This window comes from Oceanobacillus zhaokaii (assembly GCF_003352005.1).
In the GTDB taxonomy this organism is placed as follows: domain Bacteria; phylum Bacillota; class Bacilli; order Bacillales; family Amphibacillaceae; genus Oceanobacillus; species Oceanobacillus zhaokaii.
In genome coordinates this window covers 1,442,906-1,462,620 of record NZ_CP024848.1, presented here as the reverse complement: position 1 = coordinate 1,462,620, position 19,715 = coordinate 1,442,906, and the positions used below count along the sequence as shown (strand labels likewise).

General features: G+C 35.3%; 20 protein-coding genes and 1 pseudogene. 3 read left to right on the top strand and 18 right to left on the bottom strand.

The genetic code is table 11. The annotated features are described in order from the left end of the window. Window position 1: 1 nt before the first annotated feature. The gene (gene lplA / locus CUC15_RS07365) at window positions 2–997 is read right to left on the bottom strand and encodes a lipoate--protein ligase (protein ID WP_114916038.1); all 996 of its coding nucleotides are present in this window, start codon (window positions 995–997) and stop codon (window positions 2–4) included. A gap of 107 nt (window positions 998–1,104) precedes the next feature. Beyond that, entirely contained in the window at window positions 1,105–1,833 is a 729-nt protein-coding gene (locus CUC15_RS07360; protein ID WP_114916037.1) for an MBL fold metallo-hydrolase, read from the bottom strand. 113 nt (window positions 1,834–1,946) lie between these two features. Between CUC15_RS07360 and yhfH the strand changes: the two genes are divergently transcribed. Continuing rightward, window positions 1,947–2,075 carry a protein YhfH gene (gene yhfH, locus CUC15_RS07355; RefSeq protein ID WP_114916036.1) on the top strand — a complete coding sequence of 43 codons (129 nt, stop codon included), beginning with the start codon at window positions 1,947–1,949 and terminating at the stop codon, window positions 2,073–2,075. Between the two features lie 251 nt (window positions 2,076–2,326). Here the strand turns inward: yhfH and hemY are convergent, their stop codons facing one another. The 4 genes from hemY to CUC15_RS07335 all read right to left on the bottom strand — a co-directional run bounded on the left by hemY (window position 2,327) and on the right by CUC15_RS07335 (window position 8,097). Beyond that, window positions 2,327–3,736, bottom strand: a complete 1,410-nt coding sequence (gene hemY / locus CUC15_RS07350; RefSeq protein WP_114916035.1) for a protoporphyrinogen oxidase — start codon at window positions 3,734–3,736, stop codon at window positions 2,327–2,329. After that, window positions 3,733–4,668 carry a ferrochelatase gene (gene hemH / locus CUC15_RS07345; RefSeq protein ID WP_114916034.1) on the bottom strand — a complete coding sequence of 312 codons (936 nt, stop codon included), beginning with the start codon at window positions 4,666–4,668 and terminating at the stop codon, window positions 3,733–3,735. Before hemH ends, hemY begins: the two co-directional genes overlap by 4 nt. Window positions 4,669–4,692: 24 nt before the next feature. Further along, on the bottom strand, window positions 4,693–5,727 hold the full coding sequence (gene hemE, locus CUC15_RS07340; RefSeq protein WP_114916033.1) for a uroporphyrinogen decarboxylase: 1,035 nt from the start codon (window positions 5,725–5,727) through the stop codon (window positions 4,693–4,695). Window positions 5,728–5,922: 195 nt separating this feature from the next. Beyond that, complete coding sequence (locus CUC15_RS07335; RefSeq protein ID WP_114916032.1) at window positions 5,923–8,097, bottom strand: transglycosylase domain-containing protein; 2,175 nt, start codon at window positions 8,095–8,097, stop codon at window positions 5,923–5,925. Window positions 8,098–8,257: 160 nt separating this feature from the next. Between CUC15_RS07335 and CUC15_RS07330 the strand changes: the two genes are divergently transcribed. Continuing rightward, window positions 8,258–8,755 carry an antibiotic biosynthesis monooxygenase family protein gene (locus tag CUC15_RS07330; RefSeq protein ID WP_114916031.1) on the top strand — a complete coding sequence of 166 codons (498 nt, stop codon included), beginning with the start codon at window positions 8,258–8,260 and terminating at the stop codon, window positions 8,753–8,755. Window positions 8,756–8,931: 176 nt separating this feature from the next. Here the strand turns inward: CUC15_RS07330 and fosM are convergent, their stop codons facing one another. From fosM to CUC15_RS07285, 8 genes and pseudogenes are all read right to left on the bottom strand, one after another. Beyond that, the gene (gene fosM / locus CUC15_RS07325; RefSeq protein WP_114916030.1) at window positions 8,932–9,354 is read right to left on the bottom strand and encodes a FosM family fosfomycin resistance protein; all 423 of its coding nucleotides are present in this window, start codon (window positions 9,352–9,354) and stop codon (window positions 8,932–8,934) included. Between the two features lie 33 nt (window positions 9,355–9,387). After that, window positions 9,388–10,050 (bottom strand): annotated as a pseudogene (locus CUC15_RS07320) (HAD family hydrolase). Window positions 10,051–10,414: 364 nt separating this feature from the next. Next, window positions 10,415–11,053, bottom strand: coding sequence for an HD domain-containing protein (locus CUC15_RS07315; protein WP_114916029.1), 639 nt, complete (start codon window positions 11,051–11,053; stop codon window positions 10,415–10,417). A 116-nt stretch (window positions 11,054–11,169) separates the two neighbouring features. Then, complete coding sequence (locus CUC15_RS07310) at window positions 11,170–12,093, bottom strand: LysR family transcriptional regulator (protein ID WP_278309212.1); 924 nt, start codon at window positions 12,091–12,093, stop codon at window positions 11,170–11,172. Window positions 12,094–12,602: 509 nt separating this feature from the next. After that, window positions 12,603–13,418, bottom strand: a complete 816-nt coding sequence (locus CUC15_RS07300) for an undecaprenyl-diphosphate phosphatase (RefSeq protein ID WP_114916026.1) — start codon at window positions 13,416–13,418, stop codon at window positions 12,603–12,605. A 143-nt stretch (window positions 13,419–13,561) separates the two neighbouring features. Further along, window positions 13,562–14,029: a VanZ family protein gene (locus CUC15_RS07295; RefSeq protein WP_114916025.1), complete on the bottom strand. Its 468-nt coding sequence runs from the start codon at window positions 14,027–14,029 to the stop codon at window positions 13,562–13,564. Window positions 14,030–14,040: 11 nt separating this feature from the next. Beyond that, window positions 14,041–14,538, bottom strand: coding sequence for a GNAT family N-acetyltransferase (locus tag CUC15_RS07290; protein ID WP_114916024.1), 498 nt, complete (start codon window positions 14,536–14,538; stop codon window positions 14,041–14,043). Window positions 14,539–14,771: 233 nt separating this feature from the next. Then, window positions 14,772–15,365 carry a histidine phosphatase family protein gene (locus CUC15_RS07285; protein WP_114916023.1) on the bottom strand — a complete coding sequence of 198 codons (594 nt, stop codon included), beginning with the start codon at window positions 15,363–15,365 and terminating at the stop codon, window positions 14,772–14,774. A 633-nt stretch (window positions 15,366–15,998) separates the two neighbouring features. Here CUC15_RS07285 and CUC15_RS07275 point away from each other — a divergent pair. Further along, the gene (locus tag CUC15_RS07275; protein WP_114916022.1) at window positions 15,999–16,748 is read left to right on the top strand and encodes a hypothetical protein; all 750 of its coding nucleotides are present in this window, start codon (window positions 15,999–16,001) and stop codon (window positions 16,746–16,748) included. A 219-nt stretch (window positions 16,749–16,967) separates the two neighbouring features. Here CUC15_RS07275 and CUC15_RS07270 read toward each other — a convergent pair whose 3' ends face one another. The 4 genes from CUC15_RS07270 to CUC15_RS07255 all read right to left on the bottom strand — a co-directional run bounded on the left by CUC15_RS07270 (window position 16,968) and on the right by CUC15_RS07255 (window position 19,706). Next, entirely contained in the window at window positions 16,968–17,444 is a 477-nt protein-coding gene (locus CUC15_RS07270; RefSeq protein ID WP_114916021.1) for a thioredoxin family protein, read from the bottom strand. Window positions 17,445–17,446: 2 nt separating this feature from the next. After that, window positions 17,447–17,893, bottom strand: coding sequence for a disulfide oxidoreductase (locus tag CUC15_RS07265; RefSeq protein ID WP_114916020.1), 447 nt, complete (start codon window positions 17,891–17,893; stop codon window positions 17,447–17,449). Between the two features lie 133 nt (window positions 17,894–18,026). Further along, entirely contained in the window at window positions 18,027–18,653 is a 627-nt protein-coding gene (locus CUC15_RS07260) for a response regulator (RefSeq protein WP_114916019.1), read from the bottom strand. Between the two features lie 12 nt (window positions 18,654–18,665). Beyond that, complete coding sequence (locus tag CUC15_RS07255; protein WP_114916018.1) at window positions 18,666–19,706, bottom strand: sensor histidine kinase; 1,041 nt, start codon at window positions 19,704–19,706, stop codon at window positions 18,666–18,668. Window positions 19,707–19,715: the final 9 nt, after the last annotated feature.

Below are 19,715 nucleotides of genomic sequence, written 5' to 3'. Positions count from 1 at the left end.
ATTAATAAAGCAAGTTAATGAAATCCTCTTTTGTAATTCTTCCTAAGTAATGGGATACATCGAAATCTTCAAGTGCTTTTTCGATTGCCTGGCGTTCATGACGAACACCAGTAATGCTTTCTTCAAGATCAGCTATATTACCAATACCAAAGAAGTCACCATAAATCTTACAACTTTCAATTACTCCCTTTTGAACATCTAAACGCACATCGACTAAGCCTGCAGGGAACTTTTTAGATTCTTGGACGTTATACGATGGTGATTTACCGTAGTTCCATTCCCATTGCTGGTAACGATTTTTAGAAATTTCATAGATATTTTGCCAATCTTCCTCGGTTAATATATATTGTGGAACATCACGAATATTATCTACTTCGAAGACATGCTTTAGAATCAGCTCTTTAAATTGATCGACTGTAATCTTTTCATCGAGGTATTCGGATATATTGGCAACTCTACTTCTTACAGATTTAATCCCTTTTGATTCGATTTTAAGCTTATTTACTTTTAATGCCTTCGAAAGCTCTTCAATTTCAGAATCCAGCATTAATGTACCATGACTGAACATTCGTCCTCTTGTTGAAAACATTGCATTTCCAGAGATTTTTCGTCCTTCTACAGCAAGGTCATTACGTCCTTGCATTTCTGCTGGAACACCTAAGCTCTTCAATGCGTCTATCATTGGTTGCGTAAATTTAGCGAAGTTTTGAAAGCTCTCCCCGTCATCCTTTGTAATAAAACTAAAGTTCAAATTTTGTTCATCATGATAAACCGCGCCACCACCTGAAAGACGACGGACAACTTTAATCCCTTTTTCTTCTACATAATCTGTGTTAATTTCTTCAATCGTATTCTGGTTTCTGCCAATAATGATGGATGGTTTATTAACATAGAATAGTAAATATGTATCTTTTTCACCAAAGTTCTCTAATATGTATTCCTCAATTGCTAAATTTACCATTGGATCAAGAATGCCTCGATTATCGATAAATTTCATTACTTATTACCTCCTAATATTCTATATATAGTAGTTTAATACTAAGCTTTATTGAAATCAAAGGATATTACTCTGATTTCATATTAATTAATAAACAGCATGACCATTTAATTCCAAGTAAATCCTTTTGCAGCAAGGTTTATTTCACCTTTAAAAATTCCCCTTGCCTCTTCAACTAATTGATTAGTATCACCAAACTGTGGCAGGTGGCTAAGCAATAGTGATTTGACATTTGCATCACTTGCAATTCCCGCCGCTTCTTCACTTGTCATATGACCTGCCTTCGATCCGTCCAATCCTGCATAATAATTACAATCGGTGACAAGTAAATCAGCATCCTTTGCAAAGGAAATAAGTTCCGGCATATAACTTGAATCAGCTGTATACACTAAGACATTTTCACCATCTGTTATTCGCATTGCATAACATGGCACCGGATGCTTCGTTTTTAGAAAGGTAATCGTGAATGGTCCTACCTCTAATGATTGCTTTGGATCATAGGCAATTCCTTTTGTATAATCATGTGTTAATGACGCAAACCCATGCTGATCTTCAATATGACCATAAATAGGTAACACTTTTTCTCTACCTGTTACATTATTCTGTACTAGTCTGGCATATTGTAATACACCAACATCTGCAATATGATCGTGATGATAATGAGAAACGATAACAGCATCAAGCTCTGAAACTGTTTTATGCCTTTGCAAAGCTGATAACGCTCCGCTCCCAACATCAATTAACAAGGAAAAATTATCCTTTTCCAATAAGTAAGAAGATGTAGCACCATCAGCGGCAGGATAGCCGCCCCAATAGCCGATTACCGTTAATTTCATTAAATTCACTCCTATTTTTTTATTTTTGTTGTAACACAGTGTTGACAAAACACAGGGTGTTGTAATACAATACTATTAATCAATTAACTAATAATTCGAAAAGGGGGATGAATATGGAAAACGTTATCGAATTCTTTAAAAATCTACCTAACCGAAAGTGTGACGTATGTGGGCAAGACATCGTCGAAAAAGCTGATTGCTATGGTCATGTATGTGACGAATGTGATCATCCTGCAAGATAAAACTCAAAAGTAATCGTTCCTACAGCTATCCTGATAGCTGTAGTTTTTTTGTAGGTAAGAAAGTATAAAACTTTCTTAACGAATAAGTGGGGCATACAGGATGTAGGTCCGTTCGGTGTTGCGACAAATGTTTTCGATAGGACGAGTAACCGCAGTCCCAGGACGTCGCGTATTTAACCGAACTTCCCCTATGGTTGTCACCTAAAGACTTGATTAAACCTTAATTTTCAAGAAGATAAGGAAGCCTAGGCCTACATTTCTCCCAGAAACTCTAGTACCTCATTTGCTGCCTGTTCCCCTTGGCTAATACAATCCGGAATCCCCATTCCATTATAAGAGCTACCAGATAAATAGACGCCTGGTAAAGCCTGTTCTAGTTGATTTCTTACGTTTGCAATCCGTTCTAGGTGCCCGACATTATATTGTGCACGCCCATTATGCCAGCGCGTAATTACTGTAAATTCTGGTTTTGCTTCAATTCCCATTATTTTCTTTAGATCACTCAAAACAATGTCAGTTATTTCTTCATCCGAAAGATTAATAACTGATTGTTCACTCGCTCTGCCAACATAACAACGCAGCATAACCTTTTCTTTCGGAGTCGTCGTAGGCCATTTTTTATCAGTCCATGTGCAAGCTGTTATAGTATAGTTTTCAACAGCTGGTACTTGGAAACCAGTTCCATCAATTTCATTACGAATAGATGATTTATCAAAAGTCATAACAACATTCGCAGTTGATGTCGTAGGAATTTCATCTAAACTTTGGAGGAAATCATACCCTTTAAACATTTCGGAGACTGTAAAATGCGGCGTTGCTACAACAATTGCATCCGCCTCGTATCTCTCTCCACCGCTTACTATTAATTGATACCCTTCATCATTTTTTTCTATTGTTTGAATGGCTTTATTTAATATTACTGTACCTTTCGCTAATTTAGCAGCAAGTGTATGTACTAACGTTTCTAAGCCTTCTCTAAATGAAAAAAAGATTCCCTCATTCTTTTTATCTTTAACTTCTTTTTGTTTCGGGATTGTCTCTTGTAAGCCCTTCATAATGCTTCCATACTCTTGCTCTAATTGAAGAAGATTTGGGTACGTTGCAAGAAGGCTCATCTTATCGATATCAGCAGAATGGATACCTGCTAGAAGTGGTGATAATTGTTTATCCACTAACTCATCCCCGAAACGATGGCGCAGAAATAAACCTAATGACTTATCCTTCTCAGTGTTACTTCTTGGAATTGTAAGGTCTTCTAACGCACGCTTCTTTCCCTCTTCCGAAATTAAAGTGGATGATAATAGCGATTTTTCATTTTTGGGTATTCCCATATATGTTCCTTGGGGCAATCGATGGAACTGATTATCCAGAATAATATAAGACTTCCCTGTTGAATTACGAATGATTTCGTCTTGTAGTTCTAGTTCCTCGACTAATTTCACTACTGCAGGTTTTCTTGATAAAAGTGAATCTGGTCCTTGTTCAATTGTATAGCCAGCATGTTTTTGCGTTTTTATTTTTCCGCCAAGTCGTTCACTTGCTTCGATTAGTTTCAACTCAATTGCAAGTCCTCGTTGCTCGATCTCTTTTTGTAATTTATAGGCGGCGGATAATCCAGTTATCCCGCCGCCTATAATCACGATTCTTTTCATTTTTTTCATACTTCGCTCTTCACTTTTTTCAAAACAACATTTGCTAATGTCTCAATAAATTGTGGCGCAACATTTGGCATTTCTGGACGATAATAGTTCGCACCAATTTCATCACAGACTACTTTACATTCATAATCATTATCAAATAATACCTCTAAATGATCTGCAACGAAACCTACTGGAGCATATACAAATGAATGGAATCCTTCCTTATCATATAATTCTCTAGTTAAGTCCTGAACATCCGGTCCAAGCCACGGGTCTGGTGTATTTCCTTCACTTTGCCAACCAAGTGCATAATGTTTAACACCAGAAGCCTCAACAAGAAGCTCAGCAGTTTCTCTCAATTGATCAGGATACGGATCACCATTTTGCAAAATCTTCTCAGGGAGACTATGTGCAGATACGATTAATACCGCCTTGTCACGTTCTGCTTCTGACATATTGCCGAAAATCTCTTTAACTCCATCGGCCCAGAATTTAATAAATCCAGCTTCAGTATACCAGCTTTCTACTGCTTCAATTGTAATTCCATGTTTTACTGCTTCATTTGCCGCACGGTCATTGTACGATTTCACACTAAAAGTAGAATAATGTGGTGCAAGAACAATTGAAACAGCTTCCGTAACACCGTCATTTGCCATTTCAGCAACAGCATCCTCAATAAATGGTGCAATATGTTTTAAACCAATGTAAGCTTTATATTCATATTTATCTTGAGATGCATTTAGTTGTGCTTCTAAAGCACTCGCTTGTTGGTCAGTAATCTTCGCTAATGGTGAAACACCACCAATTGCTTTATAGCGGTCTTTTAAATCCTGTAATGCTTCTGCGTCAGGTTTTCTGCCATGACGAATATGCGTGTAATATGGTTCAATTTCTTCCTCTTTTGTTGGTGTTCCATAAGCCATTACTAATAATCCCATTTTCTTTTTTTCCATGTTTTACACCTCTACTTAAAAAATTTACGCTTTAGTATAAGTATGAATATACTCTGTTAGTTTTTTCAATGTTGCTGGTTCTATTTCAGGTGTTACTCCGTGACCAAGATTAAATACATACTTCCCTTGCTCTAAACCTTCGTCTAATATAACTTTTAATCGTTCTTCAATAGTTTCCCATTTGGAAAGTAAAATTGCAGGATCTAAGTTACCTTGAACAACCTTCGTAACGCCCATTTCTCTTGCTTCCTTAATCGAAGTGCGCCAATCAAGCCCAATAACATCGACAGGCAGATCATTCCATTCAAGCAATAGATGCCTTGCGCCAACACCGAAGATAATTAATGGAACCTGATGTTGACGTAATTCAGAGAAGATTCTCGTCATCACTGGTTTAATAAATATCCGATAATCAGAAGCATTCAAAGAACCTACCCAAGAGTCAAAGATTTGTACCACTTTTACCCCTGCTTCTATTTGCGCCTCTACATACGTAATAATCATATCCGCTAGCTTGTCCATTAATGCAAACCATGTTGCCGGTTCACGATACATTAATGCTTTCGTTTTCGTATAGTTTTTGGAAGGGCCGCCTTCAATCATATAGCTTGCAAGTGTGAACGGTGCACCACTAAAACCGATCAGAGGCACATCTAATTGCTCTTCGGTGAGCAAGCGAATCGTATCAAGTACATATGGTACATCTGTTGTTGGATTTATTTCCCCTAATTTTTCAACGTCCTGAAAAGTAGTAATTGGATTATGAATCACTGGACCAATACCTGACTTGATTTCTACATCCACTCCGATTGGTTGAAGTGGTGTCATAATATCTTTGTAAAGTATCGCAGCATCTACTCCATAGTTTTCAACAGGCAAGCGAGTTACATACGCACATAGCTCTGGCTGATGCGTAATTTCAAACAAAGAATATTTCTTCTTAATTTCTCGATATTCAGGCTGTGATCTGCCCGCTTGGCGCATATACCATGCAGGAATATATTCGGTTTCTTCCCCTCTATATGCATTTAAGATGGTTGTGTTTATTTTTCTCGACATATAAATTCATCCTTTGTAGGTACTGTAAATAGTATATATCTATATTCAAAAAGCGGGATAAGCCCAACTTTTTAAACCTCCACTATAAACTATAGCCATTTCTATGATAAAAGTGTAGCATTGTGTTCTCTTTGTCATGAATTTGTCTTATTTAGGAATGATTCTAAACTACTGACTTGGCATATTATTTGACAATTACCATGATAATTCGATAGTTTCTGATCTGATGCCTTCCAGCTTGGTCAGTGGATCGTACGGGACAATATAGTACCGATTCGATTTAAATAAGGCATTATCAATAATAAATTCAGTTTCTCCCTCTATTTCTCCAACTCGTGTATCGATTCCATCTTCTTCCCGATATATACGGTAAATGACACGTTCATCATCAGAACCTTGCCATGATAGCTTTCCTTTAATAATAGAAAATCCACCAAATTCATAACTTGCTTGTAAATTCGTTATTTCTGGGAGTAGAATTGGTTTTGGTAAATTCTTTACTGAATCTGGCTTCGTGAAGCTCTCTGCAAGTGGTTTTCTACTATCCATTTCCGATAGTATCGCCTTTGTTAAACTTGTTGGATAGCTGCTTCCACCCGTCAAATAATGTTCCTTATCCGATTTATCATACCCCATCCATAGTGCCATTACGTATTGTGGCGTATAACCAACAAACCATGCATCCTTCGTTTGTCCTTTGACAAATGGGTGCTCTGTAGATCCCGTTTTCCCTGCTAATGCCTTCGAAAATTCACCAGCGGCAGCTGTGCCAGTTTCTACCGCTTCTGATAAAATTTCCGTCATATTCCAAGCAACTTGCGGACTAAACACTTCTGTTTCTGATGGTTCAGCTTGATACAATTTTTCTCCATTTTTGTTGTAAATCCGGTCGATAGTGTGCGAATCTATCATTTTCCCCGCATTTGCAAATGTTCGATAACTCTCCATCATTTGCAATGGGGTAATTCCTTCAGATAATCCACCTAAAGCGATTGCCAAGCCTTCGTCCTGTAAATTAATTCCCATCTTCTGTAAATACTCTTTGGAGTAATCAATTCCAATTTGGTCTAAAAGCCAAACAGTTGCAGCATTATTCGAATACTTCAGCGCATCATAAATCGTTACGGCATTTGAATAAACATTATCTGCATTCGAAACGACATATCCATTATGATCTATTGCATAGTCTGGTAAAAGTGTATAAGGCTGATATTTATCGGTTTTCATCATTGCAGGTCCATAAACAGCAATCGGTTTAATCGTCGAACCAGGCTGTCTTTTCACCATTACTCGGTTTAAATCACCTAGCTGATAATTCCGACCTCCAATTGCGGCAATAATTTTACCCGTTTCCTGATCCATCATAGTAAATGCACCCTCAACACCAGCCATATTGCCTGGGAAATAGGGCTCTTCTTGGAATTTCTCGTAAGCGATTTGCTGCGTGTTGTCATCCATATTGACAACGATTCTATACCCACCGCGTTTTAATTCATCGATTGAAAGCTCGTGTTCGTCGCTTGCTTCCTTCATTACCAGATCAATATAGCTATCTGCCCATGGATTAGCTTGCAGCTTTTGTATTGCTAAATCAATCGATTTCCCTTCTTCAACTAATCTTGTTTCAGTAGAAATCATGCCCGCTGCTTCCATTGAATGTAATACGGTATTTCTTCGGTTTAATGCTTTATCCGGATGATTTATTGGCGAGTAGCCATTTGGTGCTTTCGCAAGCCCTGCAAGCAATGCTCCTTCTGCAATCGATAAGTCATCAACCGATTTTGAGAAAAAGTAGTTTGAAGCTGTTTCGATTCCATATACTCCATTACCGAAGTAAATTTCATTTAAATATAATTCCAATATTTCATCCTTAGATAATCTCTGTTCAAGATAAATCGCTGCCATTACCTCTTTTGATTTACGTGTCCATGTTTTATCATTGGATAAAAACAAATTCTTTGCTAACTGCTGGGTGATTGTACTAGCACCCTCAACCTTACTCATTGCAAGAATATCCTTATAAATCGCCCGGAAGACTGATTTGAAATCCACTCCACCATGCTCATAAAAACGCCGATCCTCAATTGCAATAAATGCATTTTTCACATGATCTGGTATCTGATCAATCTGTACCATTGTCCGGTTTTCATTATATAATTTACCAATGATCTCACCGTTAGCAGTTTCAATTGTTGTCGTTGTATCTAAAATTAACGCTTCTTCATTGACGATGAGTCGACCACCGTATAATATAGCAGCAAAACCAATCAAGGCGAGCACTAATAAAATACCAATTATCGTTAAGGAAATTTTCCAGCGCTTTGTCAGATTAAAGCGTCGCTTTTCGTCCTTTTTCTTTTTATTTCTCATTTGTTCACCTCTGTACATACTCCATTATACGGCATTTTTTGACAGGAGCAAACGGAGAGAACACTCACCCATTACCGATTTTAGTGAATAGATTAATATCGCAAACCAGCTGCTGATACGTTATGATATAATGAGAACCGTAAAGAAAGGGGTTTCAGCTGTGAAGGCTTTTATGACAATCGGCACAATTGATTTTTTACTAAAACTAGAAGGAAAATATCGTGATATTCAGTTCTACTTCATGACAAATAGTGAGAACGGTGCAGCATACTATGAAAATTCCAGTAAAAATGTGTTCAGCGCTGGGCGTGAATATGAAGTAGTTATTGAAACGGGTAAACTGAAAAAAGAAGGATTTATTGTAATGAACAATATTCCCGTGCAGGAGGAAGAGCAGCCTGCATTCGAATATCGGTTTAAAAACCGAAAAAACGCAGTAGATGCAATGCCTGGTTTTGAAGCTTTTCGATTGCTTCGGCCTGTAAAAGGAAATACGTACGTAGTCCTCACTCAATGGCATTCATCCAAGGACTTCGACAATTGGAAGAATTCGGAGCAATTTAAGCAAGCACATAAAAACCAATCAACAAAACCTGCAGCATATTTCCCTGAGCGACCATTTGTAACGGCATATCAGATGTATGCGGAAGATGAATGAGGGGAATTTCTCAAAAATGGCTTTGTAGTAGCTTTCATATAAAAATAATATCTAATACTCGTATTTTGAATCGGACTGAACCAAAATACGAGTATTGTTTTTATTCGGGTTGTTGGAAATTTAATGGAGTAGGAGAAATTATGTATCAAACCCTCAATGGTAAAACATAAATTCATTTAGTCAAAAAACTCCATATGTGTTTTTTCCTGTTTATAATAATTTAATCTGTCTTGTAAAGTACCCGTATGAAATTCAAATTTATGACCATCTGGATCAGTGAAATAAATAGATTTTTTGTCTCGCTCATCCCTTGGACGGCCCTGTAGTATATTTACATTCAAATCCACTAATCTTCCATAGATGAGATTGAAGTCTTCCTCTTCAATAGAAAATGCGATATGTGTGTATGATTGGTTGATTTCATTTCGTGGAATGTCCTTTTCTTCATTTAGAGCAATCCACATGCCATCTAAATCAAAATAAGCAGTACTTCTACCTTTCACTAATAGCTTCGCTTCAAACACATTTTGATAAAATGCAATCGCTGCCTCTAGATTAGAAACTGAAAACAAAAAATGATTAAGACCTTTTACAGACATAATATCACCTCAAATTTATAATCTATAAAACTATTATATCTTACCTATAATAGGCAAAATTGTTTCCAGCTCGATTAAGTCTTCGATTATCATACTGCTTGAGCAAGCTCCTCTTCCTGTGCGAAATCAAAATTACATCCGATTGAAACCAAACCATTCTCTTCCGCTGCATTTATATCTGATAATCGATTGCCAACTACTGCCCCACTGGTAATTCCATATTTCTCAATAATATGATCCGCCAAGTCAGCTTTATTCAATGATTCAATTTGTTGGATACTAAGAGTTTCAGTGACCCATTCGTCTAAATTATAATAACCTACTATTGCCTTTAAGTATCTTGTTAGACCATTGCTCGCTATGTAAATTTTTACATTATTTTCCTTTAAATAACGAAATACTTCTTTAACATTTCGATATAATGCGCCTTTCCCCATTCCTAATATTTTCAACTATTCGTTCCAGAAAATAAGCATCCATTTGTTCTCTTATTGCGATAGTATGATTGGGCAGCAGTGTTTCCCATACTTTGGGTAAAGGAACGCCCATAATTTCACGATACTTATAAATCGGTGTTTTTGTATCCCATTTATTTAATTATCTTAAATAATTTAAAGTATCCTCAAGGGATAATTATTGTATTTTATCTGTTTGAAAAAGTGTTCCATCCATATCAAAGATTAGTGATTGCTGCATTATTTTCCTCCTCTTTAATTGATTGGTATAAACATTCTTCTACAATTGTGGAAAAGAGCCCCTTATCATCATTAATTGAATAATATTATTTTACAATTATCAATAATATTATTCATCTATTGCATAACTCTAGAGTTAATAAGTCCATCCTTTCTCTATTCGGCAGTCTCCGTAGAAATGCAGATTAACCACAATAAGATATTCAAACCATAAAAAGCCTAGTTCCTCATTATTTAGATTGAGGAATTAGGCTTATGTTGATATTCCGCGAGTAATATATGAACTTATTTAATAACGTTAATAGTATTGATCTTTTAATACAAACCTAATACCACGATTCGTTATTAAGCTATCATTTTCTTATCTATTCCGTCCATGGTGAATGTAAAATACAATTACAGAAATTTTTATTATTATATTCCGGCCTAAAATGTTTAATGATATCTTCCTTCATATTACCAAAGGTCGTTTCTGGCTTATGCTTAAAGCCCTCATAGAACGCTGGAATAATTTCTTTTTTGAAATTGTTGCGTGGGAAGGCTTTTATAATTTCTTCACGCAAGTCAGCTGGGAATTGTTCGAATCCATCTCCCATTACATCTAAACCAACACCTGAAAAAAGTAGTGCTACTTCAGATTCTTTATGCTCTGCGACGCCAGGTGTCGTGTGTAATGCAATTGCATCCCATACAAGGCGAATCGATTCAGCTGGAATTTGATACTGCTGCAAAAAGCTCCTAGCTGCATTCGCACCATCTACCTCAAATCGTAAATCTGGACTACTGAACTTTTTGGTTAAGCCTAAATCATGGAATAATGCACTAACATACAGCAACTCTAAATCATAATTCTGTTTTGCTTTTGTTCCATTGACTGCACCAAATAAAAACACACGATTCGAATGATTCCATAACAAGTCATTCCCGAATTCGCGTAAAATATCTGCTGCATCTTTCGCCAGTTTAGTATCTGGAATTTTTATACCTGCTACTTCTTGAAACATAATGTAAAATCCCCTTTACTATTTAATAGTTCAAATTTTCATGATTCTACTTTCATTGTAAAGAGGGTAATATCATATATCAATACAATCATTTCTATGATAATAATAGATAAAATCTATAATAAAGAATGATATAAAGAAGCCATCGCAACTTTTTCTGTATCAAAGCGCAGCCTTTCGATTTCCCCAACTAATAACTGAATGTACTTGCGTGCTGCATAATTGATAAAACTATTCTTTTTCATCACGAGATAAATGGATCTAGTTAAAGATGGTCGTTCAATATGCTGGAAGTATAAATCGTCTGTATCATAAAACTCATATAATGTCCGTGAAACAACACTGTTGCCAACCCCATTTCGAACCAGTTTTAAGATAGATTCAATACTAGAGGTTTCAATGATAGGATCTAACTTCCTGCCAAACTCACTGCTCGTTTTATCAAGTATTTGTCTGCATTGATGTATATTGGGAAATAATATAAGAGAACTGTCTAAAACGGTAGAAAATGAAATTTTCCGCTCTTCATTATTTTCATTACTAATCAAGTAAAATTCTTCATCATACAATTTCGTCACCTGCAGCATATCACTGTTATTAAATGTAAAGCCAATTCCAAAATCAGCTTGATTCTCTAAAACAGCCTTTTCCACTTGATCCGTAGTTTGAACAAACACTTTAATATTCGGATATAGCTGATTAAATTCACCACACAAAGTAGATACCAAATCCGTTATTTCTCCTGGTAGGACAGCAATTTTTAATTCTCCTATTTCTACATTTGAAAATGCTCTAATTTGAGAAGAAATACTTTTTAAAGAGCTTTGAATATTTAATGCCTCCTGTTGTACAATTTCACCCACCTTAGTAAGTTCAATCTTCTTACCAATACGGTTAAAAAGTGAATACCCCACTTCTTGTTCAAGCATTTTAATCTGGTGGCTCAACGTAGGTTGCGAAATCCCCAATTTCTCTGCTGCTCTCGTAAAATGCAGCTCTTTACTAACCATTAAAAAGTATTCTAAATGTCGTAATTCGATATTATTTCAATCCTTTCTTATGAAATTATGACCAATTTTTTTCTAATGAGTTCGTTAATTATCTTCAAGTCATTTACTGCGAATCAATATCTAAAATGAGTTAAGACTCTAACTCCTGTCAATACGTGAATGTCGTTCGTCAGCAGCACTTATTATAAATATTGCAGCAACACCATAAACAAATCCCTGGATTATTATCGAAGTCCAAACACTAAATGAGAACAATTCTGACATCAAAAATAACAATATCGGACTAACTAATATTAATATTATGCCTATTGTAAATGCGATCTTTTTGGGTAATGCTTTCATTTTGTCTATCATTTTTTTCTCCTTTTTAAGTTCATTGAAAGCAGGATTAATTTTATTGTTGATTCTGTTGATTGCATAAAAAACTTTTATTGACTTCTATCTTCAATTAATTTTGTGTTAGATCAGAACAAAGCGAGATTTAAAGAAAATCTACGTTTTAAATCTACGCTGCGATCTTCTGGAACTGCATAGTTAATTTAATAGAAGATTAAAAGCAATATCCCAACGATGAAACAATAGTATGTAAAGTATACTAGTTTACCATTTCTCATAATTCCCATAAACCACTTCATCGCAAAATAAGTCATTAGCGAAGTTGCAATAAACGCTACTAAATATGGAATTGCTAAGTCTGCTTTATTAGGTTCATTCAAAAAGTCAGAAAAACCGAGTACAACTCCCCCAAGACTTACTGGAATATACAACATAAATGAGAATCGAAGTGCTGTATCTTGTTTCATACCAACTGCTATTGCTGAAATTATCGTTGCACCTGAACGGCTAATGCCAGGGGTTAATGCGACAGCCTGACCTAAACCAACAATGAACGCATCCTTAATCGTAATGTCACGTTCGTTTTTAGATCCCTTCATATTACGAATTAACCAAAGGGCAATCCCTGTTACAAAGAGCATAACGGCAATTGTAGTCATACTGACATTTTCTGCAATATAGTCATTTAATAAAATTCCAAGAAGACCTGCTGGAACCGTTCCTATAACTATGAAACAAACGAATCGAAAGTCACTTTTATAGCGGGAATTTTTGGTTCTCAAATAATAAATCGAATTGCTTATAAGCCTGATAATATCTTTTCTGTAAATATAAAGTATCGCTAATAGTGAAGCAGTATTTGTAAGTATTGCAAAAGTAAACCCTTGTTCACCCAGTCCTAAAACTTCACTGGCAATCATTACATGTCCACTTGATGACACAGGGATAGGTTCTGTAAAACCTTGAACCAACCCAATAATAATCATTTTTATTATATAGAATATCTCTAATTCTTCCATTTTACTCTCCCTGCTGAAGTGTTGTTCATTAATTTTATTCAAAACTATTTATTCAAAACTAGTATAATAGAAAATATTACCAACAGATATTAAATCTCATCCTTACTAAAGTTTTTAGTACATCCAGCTCTATTTGTCTACCATTATCGGAGTAGATTCTGTACAATATTTGTTTTCCAAATACTAAACCCTACCAAAGCACCTAGCATATTAAGAATGAAATCATCAATATCAAAACTTCCTCTTCTTGAAACTAATTGGATAATCTCAATAAAAAATAACAAAGAAACCATCGAAACAGTAAATACACTTACTTTGTTTGCCTTTTTAATGTAGTATGGCAGATAAATCCCCATTGGCAAAAACATAATGAAATTACCAAAGAGATTTTTAATAGGAATTTCTAAATTCATGCTCCTATCAATTATTACCGTAATATACATACTAATAGTCGTGAATGGAACAAAATTTGAATAGTTCCTTGTATACTCTATCATTGAAAGATCTGACGATAAATAGCCTCTTGATGAATCTAAGAATAATAGAATAATCAATGCCGATAAATAAAACACGAAACTTATAGTAAAAAAAATCTTCAATACTTTTTTCATTTTACCCCTCATTAGTGGATATTTAAATTTATTTCATTATTGACCAATTTCTTTTCCAAGCTTAAGAATACCTGACCTTTATATGTTCTTTCATCGAATGTAACAAAGCCAAGTGAAGTCCAAAAATTAAGTGCCCTTTTGTTTTTAGAATGAACAGCTATATGAACCACATTTACTAGTTTTTTTCTCATTAATTCTTCATACATCCTATATATTCTTTTTGCATATCCCAAATTTTGATATTTTTGGTGGACGGCAAGTAAACTTATCCAAGGTGTATTTAAGCGAGGGCTTGACATTCCAAAGTCGAGAATACCTATATATTCATTTTCTTTTGTTATGAAGTATCTTTCTATCTTTAATTCGTCAGCATCTTTGGATATTACTAATATATCTTCAACCTCCAATACTTCTTTACCGTAAGCTATTAAATTATACTCCATATTAGAATTCATAATTTCCTTTTCAATGTCAATCTTATCCACACCGTTTTTAACCAAGGTTAACATATTCCCATTACTCCTCTACACACTATTGATAATTATGCAGCATCCTTCACTAACCTGTATTTACAAAAAAGAAAAGTCTAGAATAACGATCACTTTATGTAAATCTGTGCCATGATTGGGGATTGGATACCATTTTTATTTTGTAAAGAGCCAAATTAGAATAAGTAATAAAGCAATTACAACCCAAATAACGGCTTGTTTATTTTTCTTCAATTGAACAACCTCCCTTTATTCTACTTTTGATAACCTCGTTCATTTTTTCGGTGACCTTCCCTGCTCCATATTCTTGTTACATCATGCAATATCGCTTTATTAAAAGTCAGCTTATAAATATCTGGCATATCAAGGCTTTTCCAAAAATGAAAATCATATTTCTTATCTAAGTAATTCATGATTAGTACCATTATATTACCGTGAGTTCCTACTGCTATATTTTTACCTTCATATCTATTTAATATCTTAAAAGTTGCTGAAATTCCCCGTTTTTGAGCTTCGATATTGGATTCCCCGCCTTCCCAAGAAAAAGAGGGATTCTGCCAAACTTTTGAGATGGCTGAATCGAAATCATCTACTGGATTTTCAGCAAGTTTTCGTTCCTTAAAACCATTTTCAATGATAACCTCTTTACCTATTCTCTGGGCAATTCCTTCCACGGTTTGTACAGCCCTCTTGTATTGGCTAGCAATAACAACATCTATATCTTCTTTTTCGAGAAAGCTGTTAATTCTATCTGCATCTATAAGCCCTTGTACAGATAAAGGTCTCCCTAACTCATCTGGTGTAAATGTCGAATGAGCATGCCGTACTAAATACACGTTTGTTTGCAATATTGTTCTCTCCTATGCAATCTCTTTATAGATTTTACCCTCTGCATTTGATTTCCTTCAGTATAGATATGCGCTCCTATAACTTTATGTTTCACTTTAGTAATCTTGTTGCACTAAAGCCTCGCTTGTTTAATAATTTCTATCCAAAAAGAGAAGCAGATAACTACCCGCCCAAAGGAAATATCCTATCTGAATCATTATAAACATAAAAAATTCAAAGGAAGAAAGTTTTCTTTGCCGCTTTATTTTTCTTAAGTGCCAGTAGTATATAAATAAACATAGAAACAGTAATACCACAGATAATTCGTGCATGCTTTCTACTAGGTTAATCAAAGCAATCTACTCCTTTAGTTGAACACAATCTAATTTCTAAATGTAGATATGCACCCCTGTTGATTGAATCGAGATTCATGGCAATTCGAGGAAGTAATTCTATTTCTCTTGATTAGGTCATTACCGATGTAATGTAACACAATTTTATCGTTATTCAAAATTGTTGTCTATAATATTCTGAAATAAGTTCAAATGTGATATTAATGATTATTCAGGTCACCTATAATATAAAAGGTTGTTCTAAAAACAATAGAAGGAATATTATGTTATTATAATTTTTAAAAGGAGAGGCACTAATAAATGAAACAAATATATGCATTTGAGCAAAAAGAAGAATTCGACCGATATCAAGATATCATCCAAAAATTTGGTAATAAGCTGAAGAACTACCAAAAAATACTGGAAGAGCAATATGCATTGAATGATTTACCAAAGGGTGTAATATGGACAACTCCAGAGCTAGCAACTACTGCTTTTTCTGATATACCAATACCAGCCTACACAAATAAAAATTTGATATATATTTCACCAGACTTAGCGGATTGGAGAAAACTATTCCTTCAGCAATTGGAAGGAAAACATCTGCCTAATGTGGAAGAATTTTATGAGAATTATTCCGAAAATCAAGTATTTATCATATTAGCACATGAATTAGCACATCATTCAGATTTATTCTTAGATGAATTTGAAGATGAACGAGAAGAAGGCATCTGGTTTGAAGAAGGAATGTGTTTTTACCTACCGAGAAAATTATTGCTTAGCGAAAAGGAATTTGATGAAATAACAACTGTCGAAACGGAATTGGTTAATGCTTTCAAGGACAAATACGGAAATCATTCCATCGAAGACTTTGGCAGCAGCTCTTACGAAGGTAGCCTATCAAGCATTATGTTTGATTACTGGCGCAGTTATCTTGCTGTAAAACATTTAGTGGAGATTCGTGCTAAAAATGATGTAATGTCCGTTTTTGATCAATATCATAAATGGGATCAGGAAGGCAGAAAAGTGTCGTTAGTGGAATATTTTGAACTAGAATTTTTGTTTGAATAAGGAATACTGAACACATATTAAAAACCGTACGAAATAAAGGATCGTTATCCAAATTTCGTACGGTTTGTTCATTTTTAAAGAATTAATTTCAGCGAGTATACTAGAAAATACCGATATATTGGTGAAACTCGCCGATATCTGCTATTCCAGCTCACTTTCATTCGATATACTTCCGGAAGTGACAGGCACCTTCCGAACTCAGGGCCCGAGCCCGCACTCCTATTTCAAAACAAATTCTTCAAAGAATGCCTGGAATTCATCCTCTGGCTGCTGCCCAACGATCCGAGCGACTTCTTGTCCGCCTTCAAAGTAAACCAATGTCGGTGTAGATTCGATAACAACTGGAGATTTATCACCAAACTCTAATAAATTAAATTTCTTCATATCAATCTCATTCTCTTCAGCTAGTGGTACTAAATACGGTGTTGTTTGCTGGCAATATACACAGGTAGGACTATAGAAATAAACCGTTACTGCATCGCCACTTTCTATTTTTTCATTTAACTCATCTGGAAGAATTTGATTTCCATAATCCGGATTGTCCAACTGGTCAATTGTTGGTTGTTCTAAATCTGTTGTGCCATAAGGATTATTACTACCTTCTAATTGCTGATTGTTCTTATAGTCTATTACAAAGAATAGCGCTACAAATAATACAATGATTGCACCAATGAAAATAATCATTTTCTTACCCATACTTATTTCCCCTCTCTGTTCTTTCTTTGTTCGCTAAGTAAAAGAAGATGTAAAATAAAAATCACTATAAATGCTACTCCGGCTAGGAATGGTATTGTGACAAAGCCAAAATAGTTAACATAAACAACGTTACATGGAACCCCACCAACACAAGATCCACCTATTTCTTGAAATGCCGGTACTTTTTGAATTAAGTAATGATATGCAGAGACTAGCATACCTATTCCACTTAGAATCAGACCTGGTAGTGCAATATTAATTTCCTTTTTTATCGCTGCAAAGCCATAAATCACAACCAATGGGTACATTAGTATTCGTTGATACCAGCAGAGTTCACAAGGAATGTATCCCATTACTTCTGAATAAAACAAGCTGCCTGTCATCGCAATAAAGGCTTGAGCCCATATCAGCATTAAGAGGTTCTCCGCTTTCTTACTCATTTTTCCCATTTATTAGTATTCCTCTCTTCTATATTTACATTTGTAATTATACAAATGCAAGAAAGGAAACACAAATAAGTTTGCTTAGGACTAGATTCATATTTGACAATTTAGCGAACGATGCTTATTTATTAAGTAAAATTTACAATAGCTGATTTCGATGAACATATACTGCAGCCTGTGTACGATCATGAACTTCAAGCTTTGAGAGTATATTACTAACATGGGTTTTGACTGTTTTAATGCCAATATATAATTTTTCACTAATTTCTTGATTTGTCATCCCATTACCAATACAAAGCAAAACTTCCAGTTCACGTTCAGTTAGCGCGTCATGTGCCTTCTTACTTTCAGAACGAAAACTTGTCATCATTTTCCCAGCTACTTTCGGTTCAATCACATTTTCTCCACTCGACGCTTTCTTAATTGCATCGGCAATTTCCGTTGCGGAGGAGGTTTTTAATAAATAACTAAATGCACCTGCTTTAATCGCCGGGAAAACTTGCTCATCGTCATAATAGCTTGTTAAAATAATAATTTTACAATCTGGGTACTTTTCCATTACTTGCTTAGTCGCTTCAATTCCATTCCCATTCTCCATCATTAAATCCATTAGTAATACATCAGGTCTCAACTGTAAAATTAGTTCAGCACCTTCATTTCCACTCGCTGCTTCTCCCACGATGTCAAATTCATCCTCTGTTTGTAAATATGCGATAATTCCTTTGCGTACAATTTCATGATCATCCACTACAATAACACGAATCATTGACCTCTCCCCCTAACATGGAATTCTAATATCGATATAAGTACCCTCATCCTGATTCGAACGAACGACAAACGTTCCCCCTAGTTCTTCACTTCGTTCACGCATTGTTTTTAAACCATACGATGTTTTCCGAGTTGAATCTTTTGTCACATCGAATCCCTGACCATTATCACGAATATGTAAGAATAACTCCTTCGCGCGCTTCGTAATGGTTAAATCAACCTCTGTTGCGTTCGCATGGCGTAAAATATTTGAAAGTGACTCTTGAATGATTCGAAAAACATGTTCTTCAATTGTATCGTTAAGGCTTAATTCATCTGCAATCGTTAACTTAAAATTAATCGGACTTTTCATTTCTAGTTCCACAACCAGCTTCTCGACGCCTTCTTTTAGAGTATCACCTGATAAATGTACTGGTCGTAAATGTAATAATAGGGCACGCATTTCTGTTTGTGCTTGCAATGCTGCAATCGACACGTCTTCGATTTGTTTTTTTGCTAGTGCTGGCTTTTTATCAAACTGCTTAGTTGCTGCTTCCGCCATCATTGTTAATGCAAAAAGCTGCTGACTCACAGCATCATGTAAATCCCTTGCGATTCTTTGTCTTTCTTCAATGACTGCCGCTTTATGTGCTGACTTTGCTAAGTCCGATTTTTCATCAGCCATTCGCTGGAGAGACTTTACTTGGTTTTGGAGCTTTGTTCCTAGCTCATTTAATTCATTGGCAATCCTGCTAAGTTCATCATTTTCCATAAAATGAATCTTCGTTTCATAGTTTCCATTTGCATATTGAGCAATTAATACAGACATTGCATCCAGTCGCTGTTTCATCGTACTACTCGATTTAAACCCTGTATAAAGTGAAATGATTGCTGCAATTATGGTATAAAGCGCCATAAAAAGAAAGATACTTCGAACCGTCAGCCATTCTGGACTAAATAAGGCATGGATAGTTAACAGTATCGAGAGTATTGTTACAATTGTTAAAAATAGTCCGTACAGATGTGAGCTAATAAAAATATAACGAACACTTGAGAATTTTGCTTTTTCCATTGTTCTTAT